Genomic DNA, 18834 nt, shown 5'->3' with positions numbered 1-18834 from the left:
CGCGTCCCGGCTTCCGGGTTCCGGCGCCAACTGTCAGTGCCCGGGCCTACCTTGTCCGCGTGACATTCGAAGAGCTACGTGAGCGACTGACCCGCTTCCGCGACGAGGCGGTTGAGCGAGAGATCCCGGCCGAAGAGGTCGATCGGTGGATCGGCATGGTGCGGCCCTGCGCGGTCCTGTCGGAGCGCGAGGACGGCCCCGTCGCGGCCAGGTTCGGCGGCCCCGCGCTGCTGCCTGCGGGCGTCCCGCACCCTCCGTTCCCGTACGTCGCCTCCGTCGACCTCGCGGCGCTGCCGCCGGGCTCGACGGACCTGCCCCTGCCGTCGGACGGCAACCTGCTCCTCTTCGCCTGGCCGCGTGACAGGGGCGACCTCACCAGCCACGGCGCGGCCGTGCACGTCCCCGCGGGGATGCCCGTGGAGGAGCGGGACAGGTACGCCTGGGATCCGAGCGGCATCCCGGAGGAGCGGGAGATAGCCGACGCCTTCCCGCGGGGCGAGCTGCGGGTGCGGACCGAGCCGTCGCTGCCCTACCACTACGCGGTCGAACTGCCCGACGGCGATCTGGAACCGCTGCCCGGTTTCCCCGACGCCGAGGAACTGGCCGACGAGTGGGAGATGGCCTGCCGCTATCTCGACCTCCGGGGCCCCTTGCACATAGGCGGGTACGCCGACGAGGAGATGGTGGACCTCGATCCGCTGGAGGGTCTGGTGGACTGCGCCGTGGAACAGGCGGCGGAGGGCAGATGGGGCGGCGGGGAACCGGTGTCGGAGAACGTCGGGGACTGGGTGCTGCTCGCGAGCTGGACGCCCGGCCTCGGGGATGTGGAGGCCGGGTCGAGCGTCCACTGGGCGATCCAGCGCAAGGACCTGGAAGCGGGGCGCTTCGAGCGCACGTTCACCGACGTGTACTGGAACCCCTGAGCGGACAGGCCCGCCCTCCCGCCGCCCGCGCGAGTGGGCGGGCCCGGCCCGCTCAGCCGGCGGCCATGGGCTCGCGCGCCCTCTCGGGCCGCTCCGCCACGGGAGCCCGGCCGCGCAGCCCGCCGACGGTCACCAGGGTGAGCCCGGCGACGGCCCAGACCGTCAGCACCAGCACGGGGGTGTCCGCGCCGTGCCCGTCGAAGAAGGACACCGACCTGAGCAGGGTGCCGCCCGCGCCAGGGGGCAGCCACTGGCCGATCGCGCCCACGGGCCCCGGCAGCATCTCGGGCGCCGAGGTCACCCCGGAGAACGGATTGCCCAGCAGCACCGAGAGCAGCGCCCCGACGCCGATGCCCGCGTTGCCCAGCACCGCCGCGAGCCCGGCCACGCTCGCGCTCACGGCCAGTGCCGTCAGACCGATGGCGCCCGCCTGCCCCCACCAGTCGCCCGTCAGCACGCCGAGCCAGCTCCCCGCGAGGGCGCCCGCCACCACGCCGGTGAGCGCGGCGGCGCCCAGCAGCGCGAACACGGCGCGGCTGCCGCGCAGTCCGAACGCGGTGACCAGCGCGCCAGCCGCCACTCCGCCGATCGCCAGCGGGAGCACGCTGGAGTTGAGCGCCGCGCCCCGCGGGTCGTCCTCGGGTGCCGCGACCACGTCCGTCGCCACCGGGGCAGCCTTGTCCGGGTCCGTCGCGTCCCCGCCCTGGCGCGCCGCCGCCTGCTGCGCGACGGCCTGCTCCAGCAGTTGGGCGACGACGGGGCTCGCCGCGCTCGCGGTCAGCGCGTGCGGCCCCTCCGGGGTGACGACGACGGCGCCGTAGATCTCGCGCTTCTCGATGGCGGTGCGGGCGGAGGCCGCGCCGTCGTAGCGGTGGATCTCGAAGGCGCCGTCGCGCTTTTCCAGTTGCTGCTGGACCGGTGCGGCGGCGGCCGAAGGCCCGGCGACCCCGATGGGCAGGTCGCGGGGTGCGGTGCGCGCCGCGGGCCAGGCGAAGGCCCATAGCGCGAGGGCGACGATCACCGGCACCAGGACCAGCACGGCGAGGAGGCCGCGCGCGGGCGACGGCGCGATTCGTGGCCCGGACGGCGCGGGCGGAGTGGGCGGAGCGGGCGGCGCGGTGTACGGCGGAGCAGACATGGTGAGCCCCCGGTTCACAGAGAAGGATCGTTCGTTTTTCGTGGGGCCACGGTCCCGCCGTCGTGCTTCCTTGTCAAGAATGAACGTTCGTTTTACGCTCTGGCCATGGCCCGCGTATCCCAGGAACATCTCGAAGCGCGCCGCCGTCAGATCCTCGACGGCGCCCGTCGCTGCTTCACCCGCAACGGCTTCCACGCCACCTCCATGCAGGACGTGTTCCGGGAGGCGGACCTGTCGGCGGGGGCCGTGTACCGGTACTTCCGCAGCAAGGACGAGATCGTCGCGGCCATCGCGGCCGAGGTGCTGGAGATGATCCGGGTCTCCTACGCGTCGGCCGCCGCCACCGATCCGCCGCCCACCCCTGACGAGCTGTTCGGCTCGGTCCTGGGCCACCTGCGGGAGGTGATGGGGGAGCCGGGCGACGGCGACCGTGAGCTGCCGCAACTGCTGGTGCAGGTGTGGGGCGAGACCCTGCGCAGTCCGCAGCTCGCGCAGACGCTGAGGGAGGGGTACGAGGGGCTGCGCGGGGAGTGGGTGAAAGTCGTCGAGGAGTACCGGCGGCTCGGGTGGGTGGACCCGGATGCCGACGCCGAGGCACTCTCCCGCGCGCTGATCGGGACGGTCCAGGGCTACTTCGTCCAGCAGGCGCTCTTCGGTGGCGTACGGCCCGACGAGTTCCAGGAGGGGCTGCGCGCGCTGGTGCGCATGTCGGTGCCGGGCGCGCGTTAACAGGGGGGAAACCTCCCAGAACCGCGCCGAAACGCCGCCGAACTAATCTGCGGGCCCCAGGGGAGTACCGGGCGGGCCCGCGGAAAACTCATGTGTGATACATCTACTTCGTGAGTGCGTCGCCGTTGGTGACCGCGCGTCCCGCGCCGACGCGACGAGTGTGAAGTGGGAGACCATGCATCTGACTCCGCATGAGCAGGAGCGCCTGCTCATCCATGTCGCCGCGGACGTGGCGGCCAAGCGCCGAGAGCGCGGCGTACGGCTCAACCACCCCGAGGCGGTCGCGCTGATCACCTCGCACGTGCTGGAGGGCGCCCGCGACGGGCGCGGCGTCGCCGAGCTGATGGAGTCCGGGCGCACCGTGCTCACCAGAGACGAGGTCATGGAGGGCGTGCCCGAGATGATCCACGACGTACAGGTCGAGGCCACCTTCCCGGACGGCACCAAGCTGGTCACCGTCCACGAACCCATCGCCTGACCCGCACTCGTGACTGGAGCGTGCCCCCGATGATCCCCGGAGAGATCCTGTACGCCGACGAGCCCGTACGCCTGAACGAGGGCGCGGACGTCACCAGGCTCACCGTTCTCAACGCCGCCGACCGGCCCGTCCAGGTCGGCTCCCACTACCACTTCGCCGAGGCCAACCCCGGCCTCGACTTCGACCGCGCCGCCGCCCGCGGCAAGCGGCTCGCCGTGGCCGCAGGAACCGCCGTCCGCTTCGAGCCCGGTATCCCGGTCGAGGTCGCCCTCGTCCCCCTCCGCGGCAAGCGCGTCGTCGCCGGACTCCGCGGCCAGATCGCAGGAGCCCTGGATGACTGAGCTGTCCCGTCCCACCTACGCCGACCTGTTCGGCCCCACCACGGGGGACCGCGTACGGCTCGCCGACACGGACCTCGTCGTCGAGATCGAGCGCGACCTGTCCGGCGGCCCCGGACACGCGGGCGACGAGGCCGTGTTCGGCGGCGGCAAGGTCATCCGCGAGTCCATGGGCCAGGCCCGCACCACACGGGCCGAAGGCACGCCCGACACGGTGATCACCGGCGCGCTCGTCCTCGACCACTGGGGCATCGTCAAGGCCGACGTCGGCCTGCGCGACGGGCGCATCACGGCGCTGGGCAAGGCCGGTAACCCGGACACCATGGACGGGGTGCACCCCGATCTGGTCATCGGCCCAGAGACCGAGATCATCGCGGGCAACGGCAAGATACTCACCGCCGGCGCCATCGACGCGCACGTCCACTTCATCTCCCCGACGACCGTCGAGCAGGGCCTGGCCACCGGCGTCACCACGCTGGTCGGCGGTGGCACGGGACCGGCCGAGGGCAGCAAGGCGACCACGGTCACCCCTGGCCCCTGGCACCTGGAGCGGATGTTCGCCGCGCTGGAGGGCTACCCCGTCAACATCGGGCTGCTCGGCAAGGGCAACACCATGTCGCGCGAGGCGATGCACAGTCAGCTCCGGGGCGGCGCCGTCGGGTTCAAGATCCATGAGGACTGGGGCGCGACCCCGGCCGTCATCGATGCCTGCCTCGGTGTCTGCGCGGAGAGCGGAGCGCAGCTCGCCATCCACACGGACACCCTCAACGAGGCGGGCTTCGTCGAGGACACCCTCGCCGCCATCGCGGGACGCGGCATCCACGCGTACCACACGGAGGGCGCGGGCGGCGGGCACGCGCCGGACATCATCACGGTCGTCTCGCAGCCGCACGTGCTGCCCTCGTCGACCAACCCGACCAGGCCGCACACCGTCAACACGATCGAGGAACACCTCGACATGCTGATGGTCTGTCACCACCTCAACCCCGCCGTGCCCGAGGACCTCGCCTTCGCCGAGTCCCGCATCCGGCCCTCCACCATCGCCGCCGAGGACGTCCTGCACGACCTGGGCGCCATCTCGATCATCTCCTCGGACTCGCAGGCCATGGGCCGCATCGGCGAGGTCGTGATGCGCACCTGGCAGACCGCGCACGCGATGAAGAGGCGCCGCGGCGCACTCCCGGGGGACGGCCGCGCCGACAACCTCAGGGCGCGGCGCTACGTCGCCAAGTACACGATCAACCCGGCCGTGGCGCAGGGCATGGACGACGAGGTGGGCTCCGTCGAGGCGGGCAAGCTCGCCGACCTCGTGCTGTGGGACCCCAAGTTCTTCGGGGTGAAGCCCCAACTCGTCATCAAGGGCGGCCAGATCGCCTGGGCGCAGATGGGCGACGCCAACGCCTCCATCCCCACCCCCCAGCCCATCCTGCCCCGCCCCATGTTCGGCTCCACCGGCAGCGCCCCGCAGGCGAACTCCCTCAACTTCGTCACCGGCACGGCTCTGGAGGACGGGCTGCCGGAGCGCCTCGGCCTCGGCAAGCGGTTCGCCGCGATCCGCGACACCCGCCCGGTGACCAAGGCCGACATGCGCGAGAACGACGCCCTCCCGGACGTCAAGGTCGACCCCGACACCTTCACCGTCACCATCGACGGCGAGAGCGTGGCACCGGCACCGGTCGCCGAACTGCCCATGGCCCAGCGGTACTTCCTCTTCTGATGGGTCACTGGACAGCTCACAGAACGCCCGGGAAGAGGACGCCCGGGACGACGGGGGTGCCCGGCGCGGCGGAAAGGGGCGAGCGGTGAGCGCCGCCGCACTGCTCGTCCTCGCCGACGGCCGCTTCCCCGCCGGGGGGCACGCGCACTCCGGCGGCGCGGAGGCCGCCGTCAAGGCGGGCCGCATCACCGGCGCCGCCGACCTCGGCACCTTCTGCCGGGGGCGGCTGCACACCTCGGGGCTCGTCGCGGCGGCCCTCGCCGCCGCGTCCTGCGCGGGCGTGCTCGACCCGCTGACGCTCGACGAGGCAGCCGACGCACGCACGCCCTCCCCGGCGCTGCGCGCCACCGCGCGCAAGCTCGGCCGCCAGATGACGCGCGCTGCCCGCGCCGCCTGGCCCAGCCCCGAGCTGGAAGCGCTCGCGGCGGCGCGCCCACGCGGCGCCCACCAGCCCGTCGTGCTCGGCCTCGCCGCGCGGGCCGCGGGGCTGCGGCCCCTGGACGCGGCGTACGCCGCCGCGTACGAGAGCGTCTCGGGGCCCGCGACGGCGGCCGTGCGCCTCCTCAGCCTCGACCCGTTCGACGCGACGGGCGTACTGGCCCGGCTCGCGCCCGAGCTGGACGAGGTGGCCGGGCAGGCGGCGGCGACGGCCCGCACCGACGACGCGGACACCCTCCCCGCCGCCTCCGCGCCCCTGCTCGACATCGCGGCAGAAGACCACGCGACCTGGCACATGCGCCTGTTCGCGTCCTGAGAGCGGGCGGCGGCCCGGCGCGCCCCGTCCCGCCCCTGCGGCACCCGGCCCGGCGCGCCCCGTTCCGCTCCGCCCCGCTCACCGAACCGACCCTCCCGACCCGCACCACACCGGAGGACCCCATGCACCTCGACCACACCACGGACTTCCCCGAACGGCACACCCACAGCGCCGCGCCCACCCGCGCCGACGGCAGCCGCCGCGCGCTGCGCATCGGCCTGGGCGGGCCCGTCGGCTCCGGCAAGACCGCCACCGTCGCGGCGCTGTGCCGCACGCTGCGCGAGCGGTACTCCCTCGCGGTCGTCACCAACGACATCTACACCCGCGAGGACGCCGAATACCTGCTGCGCGAGGCCGTGCTGCCGCCCGAGCGCATCACGGCGGTCGAGACCGGCGCCTGCCCGCACACCGCGATCCGCGACGACATCTCCGCCAACCTCGAAGCGGTCGAGGACCTGGAGGACGCCACGGGTCCCCTCGACCTCATCCTCGTCGAGTCCGGCGGCGACAACCTGACCGCCACCTTCTCCAAGGGCCTCGTCGACGCGCAGATCTTCGTCATCGACGTCGCGGGCGGCGACGACATCCCCCGCAAGGGCGGCCCCGGCGTCTCCACGGCCGACCTCCTCGTCGTCAACAAGACCGACCTCGCCCCCTACGTCGGCTCCGACCTGGCGGGCATGGCCCGCGACGCCAAGGCGCAGCGCGGCGAACTGCCCGTCGCCTTCACCTCGCTGACCTCGGAGAACGGGGTCGGGCCCGTCGCCGACTGGGTACGCGAGAGGCTCGCCGCCTGGTCGCAGGCACCCGTCCCGGCATGAGCGTCCCGCAGGCCGAGGCACAGGCCCAGGCTCCCGGCCGCCGGACCGGACCGACGGGCGGGCCGGTCCCGGCACCGGGTGCCGCCGCTTCCGGTGCCGCCGGTGCCGGTGTGCGGGCCACCGCGCGGATCACCGCCGAGCCCGACGGGCGCGGCGGCACCCGCCTGCCGCTGCTCAGCGGTGAGGGCCCCCTCGCGCCCCGCCGCACCCGCGCGGCCGGGCCCGAGGCCCGCGTCACTCTCGTCGGCGCCATGAGCGCGCCCCTCGGCGGCGACCGGCTCGCCATCGAGGCCCGCGTGGCGGACGGGGCGCGGCTGCGCTTCGACGGGAGCGCGGCCACCATCGCGCTCCCCGGCAGGGGCGGCGAGCAGGCCACGTACGACACCCGGCTGAGCGTCGGCGAGGGTGCGTGCGCGCACTGGCTGCCCGAGCCGCTGATCTCGGCTGCCGGGAGCGACCTGCGCCAGACCCTCCGCGTCGACCTCGCCCGCACGGCGCGCCTCGTGCTGCGCGACGAGCAGGTGCTGGGCCGCAGCAACGAGGAGCCCGGACGGCTCGTCACCCGCCTCACCGTTCACCGGAACGGCCGAGCGCTGCTCGACCAGCAGCTCTCCTTCGGCCCCGGCACCCCCGGCTGGGACAGCGCGGCCGTCCTCGGCGGCAACCGGGCCGTGGGCCAGCTCCTCGTCGTCGACCCGGACTTCGAGGACGACCCGCCCGAGGCCCGCGTCCTGGGCCCCGGCGCCGCCGTCACCCCGCTGGCCGGTCCCGCGGTCCTGGTGACGGCCGTCGCACCGGACGCGCTGCGGGTGCGGCGGCTGCTGGAGAGTGCGGGCACCGTCACTTCTTGGTAAAGAACATCTGTACGCACTGTCCCGCGCTGCCCCTGAGGCGGAAGGATCCGTCCAACAGCCAATGTGATCACGCAGTGATCGCCGTTCACCGCCGCCACCAGCGGCGTCAGCCCCAGGGGGGACACACCGTGAACAGACGGAAAGCAGCGGCCGGGGTCGCCGGGACCCTCGCGGTCGGGGCGCTCCTCGCGGGCGCCGTGGCCGCGCCGTCGGCCTTCGCCGGTACGACGGGGACGGCCGCGACGACAGCGGCCGAGGGCGCCGCGAGCGCGCGGGAGCAGGCGCGGCACGCCGGCGGCACGGCCGAGGCCAAGGGCGTCGCGAAGGCCGCCGCGCGCGCGGCGAAGAAGGGCGTCGACTGGAAGGACTGCCCCGCCGACTGGGGCCTGGCGAAGCCCATCCAGTGCGGCTACGTCACCGTACCGGTCGACTACGCCAAGCCCGACGGCAAGACGATCGACATCGCCGTCGACCGCGCCCGCAGCACGGGCAGCAAGGACGAGCGGCAGGGCTCCCTCGTCTACAACCCGGGCGGACCCGGCGGTTCCGGCATGCGGTTCCCCGCGCGAATAACCAGCAAGAGCCCGCTGTGGACCAAGACGGCCAAGGCGTACGACTTCGTCGGCTTCGACCCGCGCGGCGTCGGCCACTCGGCCCCCATCTCCTGCATGGACCCGCAGGAGTTCGTGAAGGCGCCGAAGATGGACACCGTCCCCGACGACGAGGCCGACAAGCGCGCGCAGCGCAAGCTGGCCCGCGAGTACGCGGAGGGCTGCGCCGAGCGCAGCGGTGATCTGCTGCCGCACATGACGACGCCGAACACGGCCCGCGACCTGGACGTCATCCGCGCGGCACTGGGCGACAAGAAGCTCAACTACCTCGGTGTCTCCTACGGCACCTACCTGGGCGCCGTCTACGGCACCCTCTTCCCCGACCACGTCCGCCGCATGGTCGTGGACAGCGTGGTCAACCCCTCCCGCGAGAAGATCTGGTACGAGGCCAACCTCGACCAGGACGTCGCCTTCGAGACGCGCTGGCAGGACTGGACGAAGTGGGTCGCCCAGCACGATGACGTCTACGGCATCGGCGACACCCCCGCGAAGGTCCAGCGGCAGTGGGAGAAGCTGCGCGCGACGGCCAAGAAGCAGCCCGTCGGCGGCGTCGTCGGCCCGGCCGAGCTGACCGGCTTCTTCCAGAACGCGCCGTACTACGACCAGATGTGGGCGGAGGTCGCCTCCGTGTGGTCCGCCTACCTCAAGGGCGACGAGCAGGCACTCGTCGACGCGGCGGGCCCCGACATGTCAGACACCGAGGGCAACAAGTCCTCGGAGAACGGCAACGCCGTCTACACGGCCGTCGAGTGCACCGACGCCAAGTGGCCCACCAGTTGGCGCAAGTGGGACCGGGACAACTCCAGGCTGCACGAGAAGTACCCCTTCCTCACCTGGTCCAACGCGTGGATGAACCTGCCGTGTGCCACCTGGCCCGAGAAGCAGCGGACGCCGGTAGAGGTCGGCACGGGCAAGGGGCTGCCGCCCGTCCTCATCGCGCAGGCCACGCGTGACGCGGCGACGCCGTACGCGGGCGGGGTCGAGCTGCACAAGCGGTTCAAGGGCTCGCGCCTGATCACCGAGCGCGACGCCGGCTCGCACGGCATCACCAACGTCGAGAACGCCTGCATCAACGAGCGGGTCGACGCCTACCTCCTCAAGGGCACCGTCGACGCGCAGGACGTGACCTGCGCACCGCACGCCACGCCCGAGCCGGAGAAGGCGAGCGCGAAGAAGGCGGGCACGGCCGCGGCGGCGAAGGCCGCCGAGCTGCCAGGGGTTGCCGCGCGCCCGTAGCGCGGGATTCGGTGTGACGGACGCGTCGGTGCGATGGACGCGTCGGTGTGAAGGGCGCGTCGGCGTGACAGAAGAGTCGGCGTGACGGAGGGGGGGCCGGGGGAACCCGCCGCCCCCCACGCGGGGGTGGTCCCCGGGGCCCCCGCGCGGGGGGGCGAGACCCGAAAACCCGCGGGCCGGCCGGGCAGCACGCCCAGCGAGGACCCGGCCGCCCCCAACCCCGGCCGAGGCCCTTCTCCCGGTCCCGCTCCTTCTCGCGCTCCTTCTCCAGCTCGCGTTCCTTCGCCTGCTGGGCCTTGGCGTCGGGCGCGTACAGGTCCACGTACTCCTGGCCCGACAGCCGTAGGATCTCGCTCATGATCTCGTCGGTGACCGCGCGCAGCGCCACGCGTTCCTCGTCCATGCCGTCGTAGCGCGAGAAGTCCAGCGGCTTCCCGAACCGGATCGTCACCTGGCCGAGACGCGGGAACCGCCGCCCGGGCGGCTGGAGTTCGAAGGTGCCGACCATGGCGCAGGGGATCACGGGGACCCCCGCCTTGAGCGCCATCGCCGCGACGCCCACCCGCCCCTTGTAGAGCCGCCCGTCGTGCGAGCGGGTGCCCTCCGGGTAGATGCCGAGGAGTTCGTCCTTGCGCAGCACGCCCAGCCCCTCCTTGATGGCCGCCTGCCCGGCGCCCTTCCCCGAGCGGTCCACGGGGATCTGGCCGATGCTGCGGAAGAACGCGGCGGTGAGCCTGCCCTTGATGCCAGGGCCCGTGAAGTACTCGGACTTCGCGAGGAAGGTGATGCGGCGCCGGAGCATGGCGGGCATCAGGAAGTGGTCGGAGAAGGACAGATGGTTCCCGGCGACGATGGCGGCGCCCTCCTCCGGGATGTGCTCAAGTCCTTCGATGCGGGGGCGGAAACACAGCCTCAGAAGCGGTCCCAGGACGACGTACTTCAGCAGGTAATAGAACACGGGGAGCTCCTCGCTCTACTGTCTCGGCTCCGGGGCCGCGTCGTACCAGGTCATTGGGCGTCTCCGGGGACGCAGTGTATGTGCAAGCACCGACCCGTGTAACCGTTCACGATCGGCGGCGGCCCTTCGCCGTACCCGCGAGCCGTGTTCCTCGGCCGACCGTTCTCACACCCGACGGGGGCATGGCACGACCGTGGTGCCAACCGTGGCAATAGGGGTGCATACGGGGTGTCAGCCGCCTTTTCCTGCCATCCCATGAGAAGTTGCCGCGTGCCGGCACATGAGTCCGAGGCCGCGCGTGCACCCCCCCATGTTCGAGGGCGAGTGCACAGGAAGCGGAAAGCGGAAAGCGGGAAGGGAGCCGCCGAGTGTCCGTGGAGGACCAGCCCCCGGCGCGCGGGGAGGCACCGCCACCCTCCCGGCTGGACGAGGCCGACGACTCGCTGCTGGCCGTGCGCGCGGGTGAGGGGGACGAGGAGGCGTTCGAGGTGCTCGTCAGACGCCATGCCCCGGTGCTCGTCCAGATGGCGCACCGTCTGCTGGGCGGCAAGGGGGACGCGGAGGACGCCGTGCAGGAGGCGTTCGTGAACGCCTGGCGCAGGCTGCCGGAGTTCCGTGGCGATGCCGCGTTCCGGACGTGGATGTACCGGATCGTCACCAACAAGTGCCTCAGCGCGCTGCGTTCGCACCGTCCCAGCGCCCCGCTGGACGCGGTCGCCGAACCGGTGGCCCCGGACCACGCGTCCTCGCCCACGCGGGCGGCCGAGGGCGCCGCCGCGGTCGAGGAACTGTCCCGTGCGCTGGGGGAGCTGACCCCGCGGACCCGCGCGTGCTGGGTGCTGAGGGAACTGCACGGACTGTCGTACGCGGACATCGCGGAGGCCGTCGGCGTCAGCCCGCAGTCCGTGAGAGGCCGGATCTTCCGGGCACGCCGCTATCTGACGGAGGCGATGGGCGCATGGCGATGAACGCGGACCCGGGCGGGCCGGACGACGAGGGGCCCTGGGGTGAGGGCGACGGGAGCGAAGAGGTGCTGGCCTGTGGACGTCCCCTCAGCAGCGTCTGGGCGGAGTGGGACGCAGAGGAGAGCGGGGACGACGGGGACGGCGGGGCTGCGGCGGACCCCTCCGCTCCGGCGGAGGCGCCGCACCCGCGCGACTGCCCCTACTGCCAGGCTGCCCGCGAACGGCTGCTGCTCCTGAACGGCTATGTGAGCAGGCTGCGGACGGCGGACGCGGAGGAGGAGGCGCGGGGCACGGACGTCGCCGCCTCGGTGACCGCGCGGGTGATGGACATGGTGCGCGCGGAGCTGCGCCCAGGGCGCACCCTCCCGCTGGGTACGGACGAGGAGGACATCTGGATGATCGAGACCGCCGCGGCCAGGACCTTCCGGAGCGCCGCCGAGGCGCTGCCCGGCGTCCGCGCGGGCAGTTGCCGCGTCGAGCCCTGGGCCCCGGCGGAGGAGGGTGCGACGGGGGAGGCCGGTCCCCGGCGCGGTCCGGTACGGGTCAGGCTGGAGGTCGCAGCCGCCTTCTCCTGGACGGTGCCCGAGCTGGCGGAGGCTGTGCGCGCACGCGTCCTCGGCGCGGCGGACGAGGAACTGGGCATGGACGTCAGCGCGGTGGACGTGCGCGTCGTGGACCTCTACGACTACGACGCACCCATCGATCCCGATCCCGATCCCGACCCCGATCCCGGAGCCGCGACGCGCGAGGGAGGCGAGCGCTGATGGCGGGCGACGTACCGGCCGCCGCCGGTTCAGGGGAGCGCGGCGACGCTGAGGTGGCGCAGGCCGCGGCGCGTGCGGCGAACGCGGTTCCGGGCGTGGCCTATCTGCGCCCCGGCTTCGCCGAGCTGCTGCGCGGCGGCCGGGGCACCCTGGCCCCGCGCGGCGCCCTCGGCGACCGCGGAGCGCCAGGCGTCAAGGCGCACCGGCAGGGCGACGGAAGCTGGCGGGTACGGGTGCACCTCGCGGTGCGCCGAGGCCACCGCGCGGTGGACGTGGCACGCGCGGTGCGCACGGCCGTGGAGGCGGCGGTGCGCGAGACGGCGAGGGCGGGTACGGGCACGGATACGGGCGCCGCCCCGGCGGCAGCGGTCAGCGTCACTGTCACCGACACCGCCTGAGCCCCGCCCGCCAGCCCACCCGCCTCGGAGGACACCCGGACGCACCACACACCGAAAAGGTTGAGCGCCCCACGAGGTTCAGCCAACAGCGATCTCCGGGCTCTTTGCCCGGAGTTGGGCGTGCTGAGAGCGGTCATCACCGAAAATGGGGGCCGCTCTTCTCCGGTCTCGTCCTCTTTGAGGTAATTGGTGTGCTGATACGCCTGCTCCGTTCTCATCTCATCCCGTACAAACGTCCCATCGTTCTGCTCGTCCTGCTCCAGCTCGTCCAGACGTCGGCGATGCTCTATCTGCCCACTCTCAACGCCGACATCATCGACAACGGTGTCGTCCTCGGGGACACGGGCTACATCCTCCGCTTCGGCGGCCTCATGCTCGCGGTCTCCGTCGTCCAGGTCGTCTGCAACATCGGCGCCGTCTTCTACGGTGCCCGCACCGCCGCGGCGCTCGGCAGGGACATCCGCGCGGGCATCTTCGACCGGGTGCAGTCCTTCTCCTCGCGCGAGGTCGGGCACTTCGGCGCCCCCTCCCTCATCACCCGCACGACCAACGACGTCCAGCAGGTCCAGATGCTGACCCTGATGGCGTTCACGCTCGTGGTCGCGGCGCCCATCATGTGCTTCGGCGGCATCTTCATGGCCCTCGGCCAGGACGTGCCGCTCTCCTCCGTGCTGCTGGCCGTGGTGCCGGTGCTCGGGGTGGCGGTCATGATGATCGTGCGCCGGATGCGCCCGCTGTTCCGCACCATGCAGGAGCGCCTCGACGGGGTGAACCGCGTGCTGCGCGAGCAGATCACCGGCATCCGCGTCATCCGCGCCTTCGTCAAGGACGACTACGAGCAGCGCCGCTTCCACGAGGGCAACACCGCACTGACCGACGTCCAGATACGCACCGGCCGGCTGATGGCGCTGATGTTCCCCACGGTCATGACGGTCGTGAACGTCTCCGGCGTCGCCGTCGTCTGGTTCGGCGCGCACCGCATCGACAGCGGCGGCATGGAGATCGGCGCCCTGACCGCGTTCCTGGCCTATCTGATGCAGATCGTCATGTCCGTGATGATGGCCACCTTCATGTTCATGATGATGCCCCGCGCCGAGGTCTGCGCCGAGCGGATCGAGGAGGTACTGGGCACCGCGTCGAGCGTGGTCCCGCCCTCAGCACCCGTACGCACCCTGCGCAGGCACGGCCAACTGGAGCTGCGCGGCGCCGGGTTCCGCTACCCGGGCGCCGAAGCGCCCGTCCTCCAGGGCATCGACCTGCTGGCGCGCCCCGGCGAGACGACGGCGGTGATCGGTTCGACGGGCAGCGGCAAGTCGACGCTGCTCGGGCTCGTACCGCGCCTGTTCGACGCCACCGAGGGCAGCGTGCTCGTCGACGGCGAGGACGTGCGCGCGCTGGACCCCGAGCTGCTGGCCGGGACGGTGGGCCTGGTGCCCCAGCGCCCTTACCTGTTCTCGGGGACCGTCGCGTCGAACCTGCGCTACGGGCGGCCCGACGCCACGGACGAGGAACTGTGGCACGCGCTGGAGGTGGCGCAGGCCCGCGAGTTCGTCGCGAGCATGGAGGGCGGACTCGACGCGCCGATCGCGCAGGGCGGCAGCAATGTGTCGGGCGGCCAGCGCCAGCGCCTGGCCATCGCGCGGGTGCTGGTGCACCGGCCCGAGATCTACCTCTTCGACGACTCCTTCTCCGCGCTCGACTACGCGACGGACGCCGCGCTGCGCGCCGCGCTGGCCAGGGAGACCGCAGAGGCGACCGTCCTCATCGTCGCCCAGCGGGTGGCGACGATACGTGAAGCGGACCGCATCCTCGTCCTGGACGAGGGCCGGGTGGCGGGCGAGGGCAGGCACCACGAACTGATGGCTTCGAGCGAGACCTACCGGGAGATCGTGCTCTCCCAGCTCACCGAGCAGGAGGCGGCATGAGTGGCCCGGCGCGCATGATGGGCGGCGGGCCCGTCCAGCGTTCGATGGACTTCAAGGGCTCGGGCAAGCGGCTGCTGCGGCAGTTCAGGCCCGAGCGCGCGGCGCTGTGGGGGATGCTGCTGGCCGGGGTGGCCAGCGTCGGGCTGAGCGTGCTCGGCCCGAAGATCCTCGGCCGCGCGACGGACCTGATCTTCTCGGGCTTCGTCGGCCGCTCGATGCCCGGGGGCGTGAGCCGCGAACAGGTGCTGGAGGGGATGCGCGCGAAGGGCGAGGGCGATGTCGCCGACATGCTCTCCGGGATGGACTTCACCCCGGGCAAGGGCATCGACTTCACGGCCGTCGGCACCGTGCTGCTGACCGCGCTCGCCGCCTTCGCGGTGGCGGGCGTGCTGATGCTGATCTCCACCCGGCTGTCCGTACGGGCCATCAACGGCACCGTCTTCCGGCTGCGCGAGCAGGTCGAGGAGAAGCTGTCCCGGCTGCCGCTGTCGTACTTCGACAAGCAGACCAGGGGCGAGGTGCTGAGCCGGGTCACCAACGACATCGACAACCTCGGCCAGACGCTCCAGCAGACCATGGGCCAGCTCGTCAACTCGGCGCTGACGATCGTGGGCGTGCTGGTGATGATGCTGTGGATCTCGCCGCTGCTGGCGCTCGTGGCGCTGCTGACGGTGCCGCTGTCGGTCCTGGTGGCCACGCGCGTCGGCAAGCGCGCGCAGCCCCAGTTCGTGCAGCAGTGGAAGTCCACGGGGAAGCTGAACGCGCACATCGAGGAGATGTACACGGGCCACGCGCTGGTGAAGGTCTTCGGGCGCCAGAAGGAGTCGGCCGCCGCGTTCCGCGAGCAGAACGAGGCGCTGTACCGGGCGGGCTTCAAGGCCCAGTTCATCAGCGGGATCATGCAGCCCGCCATGATGTTCGTCGGCAACCTCAACTATGTGCTCGTCGCCGTCGTAGGCGGACTCCGCGTCGCCTCCGGGGCCCTGTCGATCGGGGACGTGCAGGCGTTCGTGCAGTATTCGCGCCAGTTCAGCCAGCCGCTGACCCAGGTCGCCTCCATGGCCAACCTCGTGCAGTCCGGGGTGGCCTCGGCCGAGCGGGTCTTCGAACTGCTCGACGCCGAGGAGCAGTCGCCCGAGCCGTCGGAGAAGGAGGCGGCACGCCCGGAGCGGCTCGACGGGCGCGTCGCGCTGGAACATGTCTCCTTCCGCTACGACCCCGAACGCCCGCTCATCGAGGACCTGTCGCTGTCCGTCGAGCCAGGCCAGACGGTGGCCATCGTCGGCCCGACGGGGGCGGGCAAGACCACGCTGGTCAACCTGCTGCTGCGGTTCTACGAGGTGCGGGGCGGACGCATCCTGCTGGACGGCACAGATGTCGCGGCCATGAACCGCGAGGAACTGCGCTCCGGGATCGGGATGGTGCTCCAGGACACCTGGCTCTTCCACGGGACGATCGCGGAGAACATCGCCTACGGCAAGCAGGACGCCACCCGCGAGCAGGTCGAGGAGGCCGCGCGCACGGCGCACGCCGACCGGTTCATCCGCACCCTGCCCGACGGCTACGACACGGTGCTGGACGACGAGGGCACCGGAGTCAGCGCGGGCGAGAAGCAGCTCATCACCATCGCGCGTGCCTTCCTCGCCGACCCCGTGATCCTGGTGCTCGACGAGGCGACCAGCTCCGTCGACACCCGTACGGAGGTGCTGATCCAGCGGGCGATGGCACGGCTGGCGCACGGCCGCACCAGCTTCGTCATCGCCCACCGGCTGTCCACGATCCGCGACGCCGACGTGATCCTGGTGATGGAGAACGGGTCCATCGTGGAACAGGGCACCCACACCGAGCTGCTGGAAGCGGGCGGCGCCTACGCGCGGCTCTACAAGGCGCAGTTCGCCGAGGCGGTCTCGGAGATCGACTGAGACGGCGCGGGGGGGCGGGTCCCGAAGGGGCCCGCCCCCCACCGTGACCGCCCGGCGCGGTCAGCGTACGGGCGCGAGCCCCAGCTCGCCGTCGCCGAGCGGGGCGAAGTGGCGCTCCACCTCCGCCTCGCTCACCTCGTCGAGCCGCGCGGGCGCCCAGCGCGGCGCCCGGTCCTTGTCGATGACCTGGGCGCGGACGCCCTCCAGGAAGTCGGGGTCGCGCAGTGCGGCGCACGAGACGCGGTACTCCTGGTCGAGCACCTCCTCCAGCGTCCCCGCCTCCCGGGCCCTGCGCAGCGCGGCCAGGGTGACCTTGAGCGCCGTGGGCGACTTGGACTCGACGCGCTCGGCCGCCTCCTTGGCCTCCGTCGCGCCGTGGTCGCGCAGCCGCCGCAGGATCTCTTCGACGCTGTCGGCCGCGTAGCAGGAGTCGATCCACTCGCGGTGTTCCGCCAGCCCGGCGGCCGGGGCCGTCCCCGCGTGCAGGCGCAGCGCCTCCGTCACATCCACCTCGGCGAGCGCCGAGGTGAACGCTCCGAGCCGGTCCGAGGGCACGAAGTGGTCGGCGAGCCCGCACAACAGCGCGTCGCCCGCGCCGACGGGCCCCGCTGTGAGGGCGAGATGGGTGCCCAGCTCGCCGGGGGCGCGGGAGAGCAGCCAGGTGCCGCCCACGTCGGGCACGAAACCGATCCCGGTCTCGGGCATCGCGACGGCCGACCGCTCGGTGACCACCCGCACATCGCCGTGCGCTGACACACCCACGCCGCCGCCCATGACGATGCCGTCCATGACGGCGACATACGGCTTGGGGTAGTGGGCGATGCGCGCGTTGAGCCGGTACTCGTCGCGCCAGAAAGCGGCCGACGCCTCACCTCCGCCGCCGCTCACGTCCGCGTGGATGCCGCGGATGTCGCCGCCCGCGCACAGCCCGCGCCCGCCCTCGCCGGTGAGGACGACGGCCGACACGTCCTCGTCCCGCTCCCACGCGGTGAGCGCCGCGTCGATACGGCGCACCATGGTGTGGTCGAGGGCGTTGAGGGCGCGGGGCCGGTTGAGCCTGATGCGGCCCGTGCGGCCGTCCCTGTGGCACAGCACGGGCGCGCCGGGCGCGTCGTCGGCGGGCACACCGGAAGCGCTGAGGGTCTCGCGGTTCACCGGGCGGCCCCGGACGGGTGGCGGCTGACGGTCAGGCGCATGTGCTCCTTCGTCCCTTCCGGCCCGGCAGACCTACGGTCCGCCCAGGCTGTCGTCTCGTCTTTGTCGTCACTCACGGGGCAGCACGGCGCGGCCCGCGCGCCCACGCGCGTTCACGCACGCGGCAGCCCGAACGCCTCCACGATGCGCTCGGCCGCCAGCGTCGCCGTCAGCGACCCCTCCCGCACCCGCTCCTCCAGCCCGGGCGCCAGCCTGCGCACCTCCGGGTGCTCCTGGAGACGGCTCAGCAACTGGTCGCGCACCATCGCCCATGCCCAGTCCACCTGCTGGTCGCGCCGCTTGCGCGCGAGCTTCCCCGAGGAGTCCAGCACGCCCCGGTGCTGCTCCAGGCGCTCCCACACCGTGTCGAGCCCCGCACTCTCCCTGGCGCTGCAACTGAGCACGGGCGGCGTCCAGGCCGCGTCGGCGGACTGCATCAGCCGTAGCGCGCCCGCGAGTTCACGCGCGGCTGAGCGCGCGTCGCGCTCGTGGGGGCCGTCCGCCTTGTTCACGGCGATCACGTCCGCCAGTTCCAGCACGCCCTTCTTGATGCCCTGGAGCTGGTCGCCCGTACGCGCGAGGGTCAGCAGCAGGAAGGAGTCCACCATCTGCGCGACGGCCGTCTCGGACTGCCCGACGCCCACGGTCTCCACGAGCACCACGTCGTAGCCGGCCGCCTCCATGACGATCATGGTCTCGCGGGTCGCCTTCGCGACCCCGCCCAGCGTGCCCGAGGTGGGGGAGGGGCGGACGAACGCGTCCGGGTTGACCGCCAGCCGCTCCATCCGGGTCTTGTCGCCCAGGATGGAGCCGCCCGTACGGCTGGACGACGGATCGACGGCGAGCACCGCGACCCGGTGCCCGCGCCCGGTCAGCAGCGTGCCCAGCGCGTCGATGAACGTGGACTTGCCCACGCCGGGCACGCCGCTGATGCCCACCCGGCGCGCGGTGCCCGCGTGCGGCAGCAGCTCCGTCAGCAGCTTCTGGGCGAGGGCGCGGTGGTCGGCGCGGGTGGACTCGACGAGGGTGATGGCGCGCGCGACGTGCGCCCGCGAACCGGCGAGGACGCCCTCGGCGTAACGGTCGATGTCGATCGTCGGCGGCATGGC

Annotated in this window: 17 protein-coding genes and 1 pseudogene; 14 read left to right on the top strand and 4 right to left on the bottom strand. The window is 72.7% G+C overall.

Annotated elements, in window-relative coordinates:
- Positions 1 to 59: 59 nt before the first annotated feature.
- Entirely contained in the window at positions 60 to 923 is an 864-nt protein-coding gene (locus tag ACWGJ2_RS12040; protein WP_453345926.1) for a DUF1963 domain-containing protein, read from the top strand.
- 52 nt (positions 924 to 975) lie between these two features.
- Here ACWGJ2_RS12040 and ACWGJ2_RS12035 read toward each other — a convergent pair whose 3' ends face one another.
- The gene (locus tag ACWGJ2_RS12035; RefSeq protein WP_453346032.1) at positions 976 to 1995 is read right to left on the bottom strand and encodes an ABC transporter permease; all 1020 of its coding nucleotides are present in this window, start codon (positions 1993 to 1995) and stop codon (positions 976 to 978) included.
- A 171-nt stretch (positions 1996 to 2166) separates the two neighbouring features.
- Here ACWGJ2_RS12035 and ACWGJ2_RS12030 point away from each other — a divergent pair, with 171 nt between their 5' ends.
- The 8 genes from ACWGJ2_RS12030 (at position 2167) to ACWGJ2_RS11995 (ending at position 9599) form a co-directional block, all read left to right on the top strand.
- The gene (locus ACWGJ2_RS12030) at positions 2167 to 2790 is read left to right on the top strand and encodes a TetR/AcrR family transcriptional regulator (RefSeq protein WP_453345925.1); all 624 of its coding nucleotides are present in this window, start codon (positions 2167 to 2169) and stop codon (positions 2788 to 2790) included.
- 175 nt (positions 2791 to 2965) lie between these two features.
- Positions 2966 to 3268, top strand: coding sequence for an urease subunit gamma (locus ACWGJ2_RS12025; RefSeq protein WP_453345924.1), 303 nt, complete (start codon positions 2966 to 2968; stop codon positions 3266 to 3268).
- Between the two features lie 29 nt (positions 3269 to 3297).
- Entirely contained in the window at positions 3298 to 3609 is a 312-nt protein-coding gene (locus tag ACWGJ2_RS12020; protein WP_453345923.1) for an urease subunit beta, read from the top strand.
- Complete coding sequence (locus ACWGJ2_RS12015) at positions 3602 to 5323, top strand: urease subunit alpha (RefSeq protein ID WP_453345922.1); 1722 nt, start codon at positions 3602 to 3604, stop codon at positions 5321 to 5323. The genes ACWGJ2_RS12020 and ACWGJ2_RS12015 overlap by 8 nt, the downstream gene beginning before the upstream one ends.
- A gap of 85 nt (positions 5324 to 5408) precedes the next feature.
- Complete coding sequence (locus tag ACWGJ2_RS12010; protein WP_453345921.1) at positions 5409 to 6077, top strand: urease accessory protein UreF; 669 nt, start codon at positions 5409 to 5411, stop codon at positions 6075 to 6077.
- 122 nt (positions 6078 to 6199) lie between these two features.
- A complete protein-coding gene (ureG, locus tag ACWGJ2_RS12005) occupies positions 6200 to 6898 on the top strand; it encodes an urease accessory protein UreG (protein ID WP_453345920.1) in 699 nt (232 codons plus the stop codon).
- Positions 6895 to 7752, top strand: coding sequence for an urease accessory protein UreD (locus ACWGJ2_RS12000; protein ID WP_453345919.1), 858 nt, complete (start codon positions 6895 to 6897; stop codon positions 7750 to 7752). The genes ureG and ACWGJ2_RS12000 overlap by 4 nt, the downstream gene beginning before the upstream one ends.
- Before the next feature lie 128 nt (positions 7753 to 7880).
- A complete protein-coding gene (locus ACWGJ2_RS11995; protein WP_453345918.1) occupies positions 7881 to 9599 on the top strand; it encodes an alpha/beta hydrolase in 1719 nt (572 codons plus the stop codon).
- A 271-nt stretch (positions 9600 to 9870) separates the two neighbouring features.
- Here ACWGJ2_RS11995 and ACWGJ2_RS11990 read toward each other — a convergent pair.
- A pseudogene (locus ACWGJ2_RS11990) lies at positions 9871 to 10557 on the bottom strand (lysophospholipid acyltransferase family protein); the annotation flags it as partial.
- A 374-nt stretch (positions 10558 to 10931) separates the two neighbouring features.
- Between ACWGJ2_RS11990 and ACWGJ2_RS11985 the strand changes: the two are divergent.
- The 5 genes from ACWGJ2_RS11985 (at position 10932) to ACWGJ2_RS11965 (ending at position 16531) form a co-directional block, all read left to right on the top strand.
- A complete protein-coding gene (locus ACWGJ2_RS11985) occupies positions 10932 to 11525 on the top strand; it encodes an RNA polymerase sigma factor (protein ID WP_453346031.1) in 594 nt (197 codons plus the stop codon).
- Positions 11516 to 12286 (top strand): hypothetical protein, encoded by a 771-nt coding sequence (locus ACWGJ2_RS11980; protein ID WP_453345917.1) that lies wholly within the window; start codon positions 11516 to 11518, stop codon positions 12284 to 12286. The genes ACWGJ2_RS11985 and ACWGJ2_RS11980 overlap by 10 nt, the downstream gene beginning before the upstream one ends.
- On the top strand, positions 12286 to 12684 hold the full coding sequence (locus ACWGJ2_RS11975) for an Asp23/Gls24 family envelope stress response protein (RefSeq protein ID WP_453345916.1): 399 nt from the start codon (positions 12286 to 12288) through the stop codon (positions 12682 to 12684). Before ACWGJ2_RS11980 ends, ACWGJ2_RS11975 begins: the two co-directional genes overlap by 1 nt.
- A 191-nt stretch (positions 12685 to 12875) precedes the next feature.
- Positions 12876 to 14609 (top strand): ABC transporter ATP-binding protein, encoded by a 1734-nt coding sequence (locus tag ACWGJ2_RS11970; RefSeq protein WP_453345915.1) that lies wholly within the window; start codon positions 12876 to 12878, stop codon positions 14607 to 14609.
- Positions 14606 to 16531, top strand: coding sequence for an ABC transporter ATP-binding protein (locus tag ACWGJ2_RS11965; protein WP_453345914.1), 1926 nt, complete (start codon positions 14606 to 14608; stop codon positions 16529 to 16531). Before ACWGJ2_RS11970 ends, ACWGJ2_RS11965 begins: the two co-directional genes overlap by 4 nt.
- A gap of 60 nt (positions 16532 to 16591) precedes the next feature.
- On the opposite strand, the gene ACWGJ2_RS11960 is transcribed toward ACWGJ2_RS11965, so the two are convergent.
- A complete protein-coding gene (locus ACWGJ2_RS11960; RefSeq protein ID WP_453345913.1) occupies positions 16592 to 17686 on the bottom strand; it encodes an enoyl-CoA hydratase/isomerase family protein in 1095 nt (364 codons plus the stop codon).
- Positions 17687 to 17838: 152 nt separating this feature from the next.
- A complete protein-coding gene (meaB, locus tag ACWGJ2_RS11955; protein ID WP_453345912.1) occupies positions 17839 to 18831 on the bottom strand; it encodes a methylmalonyl Co-A mutase-associated GTPase MeaB in 993 nt (330 codons plus the stop codon).
- Positions 18832 to 18834: the final 3 nt, after the last annotated feature.

The sequence above is a fragment of the Streptomyces sp. NPDC054796 genome, from assembly GCF_053611545.1.
This window is presented reverse-complemented; position numbering and strand designations above follow the sequence as displayed.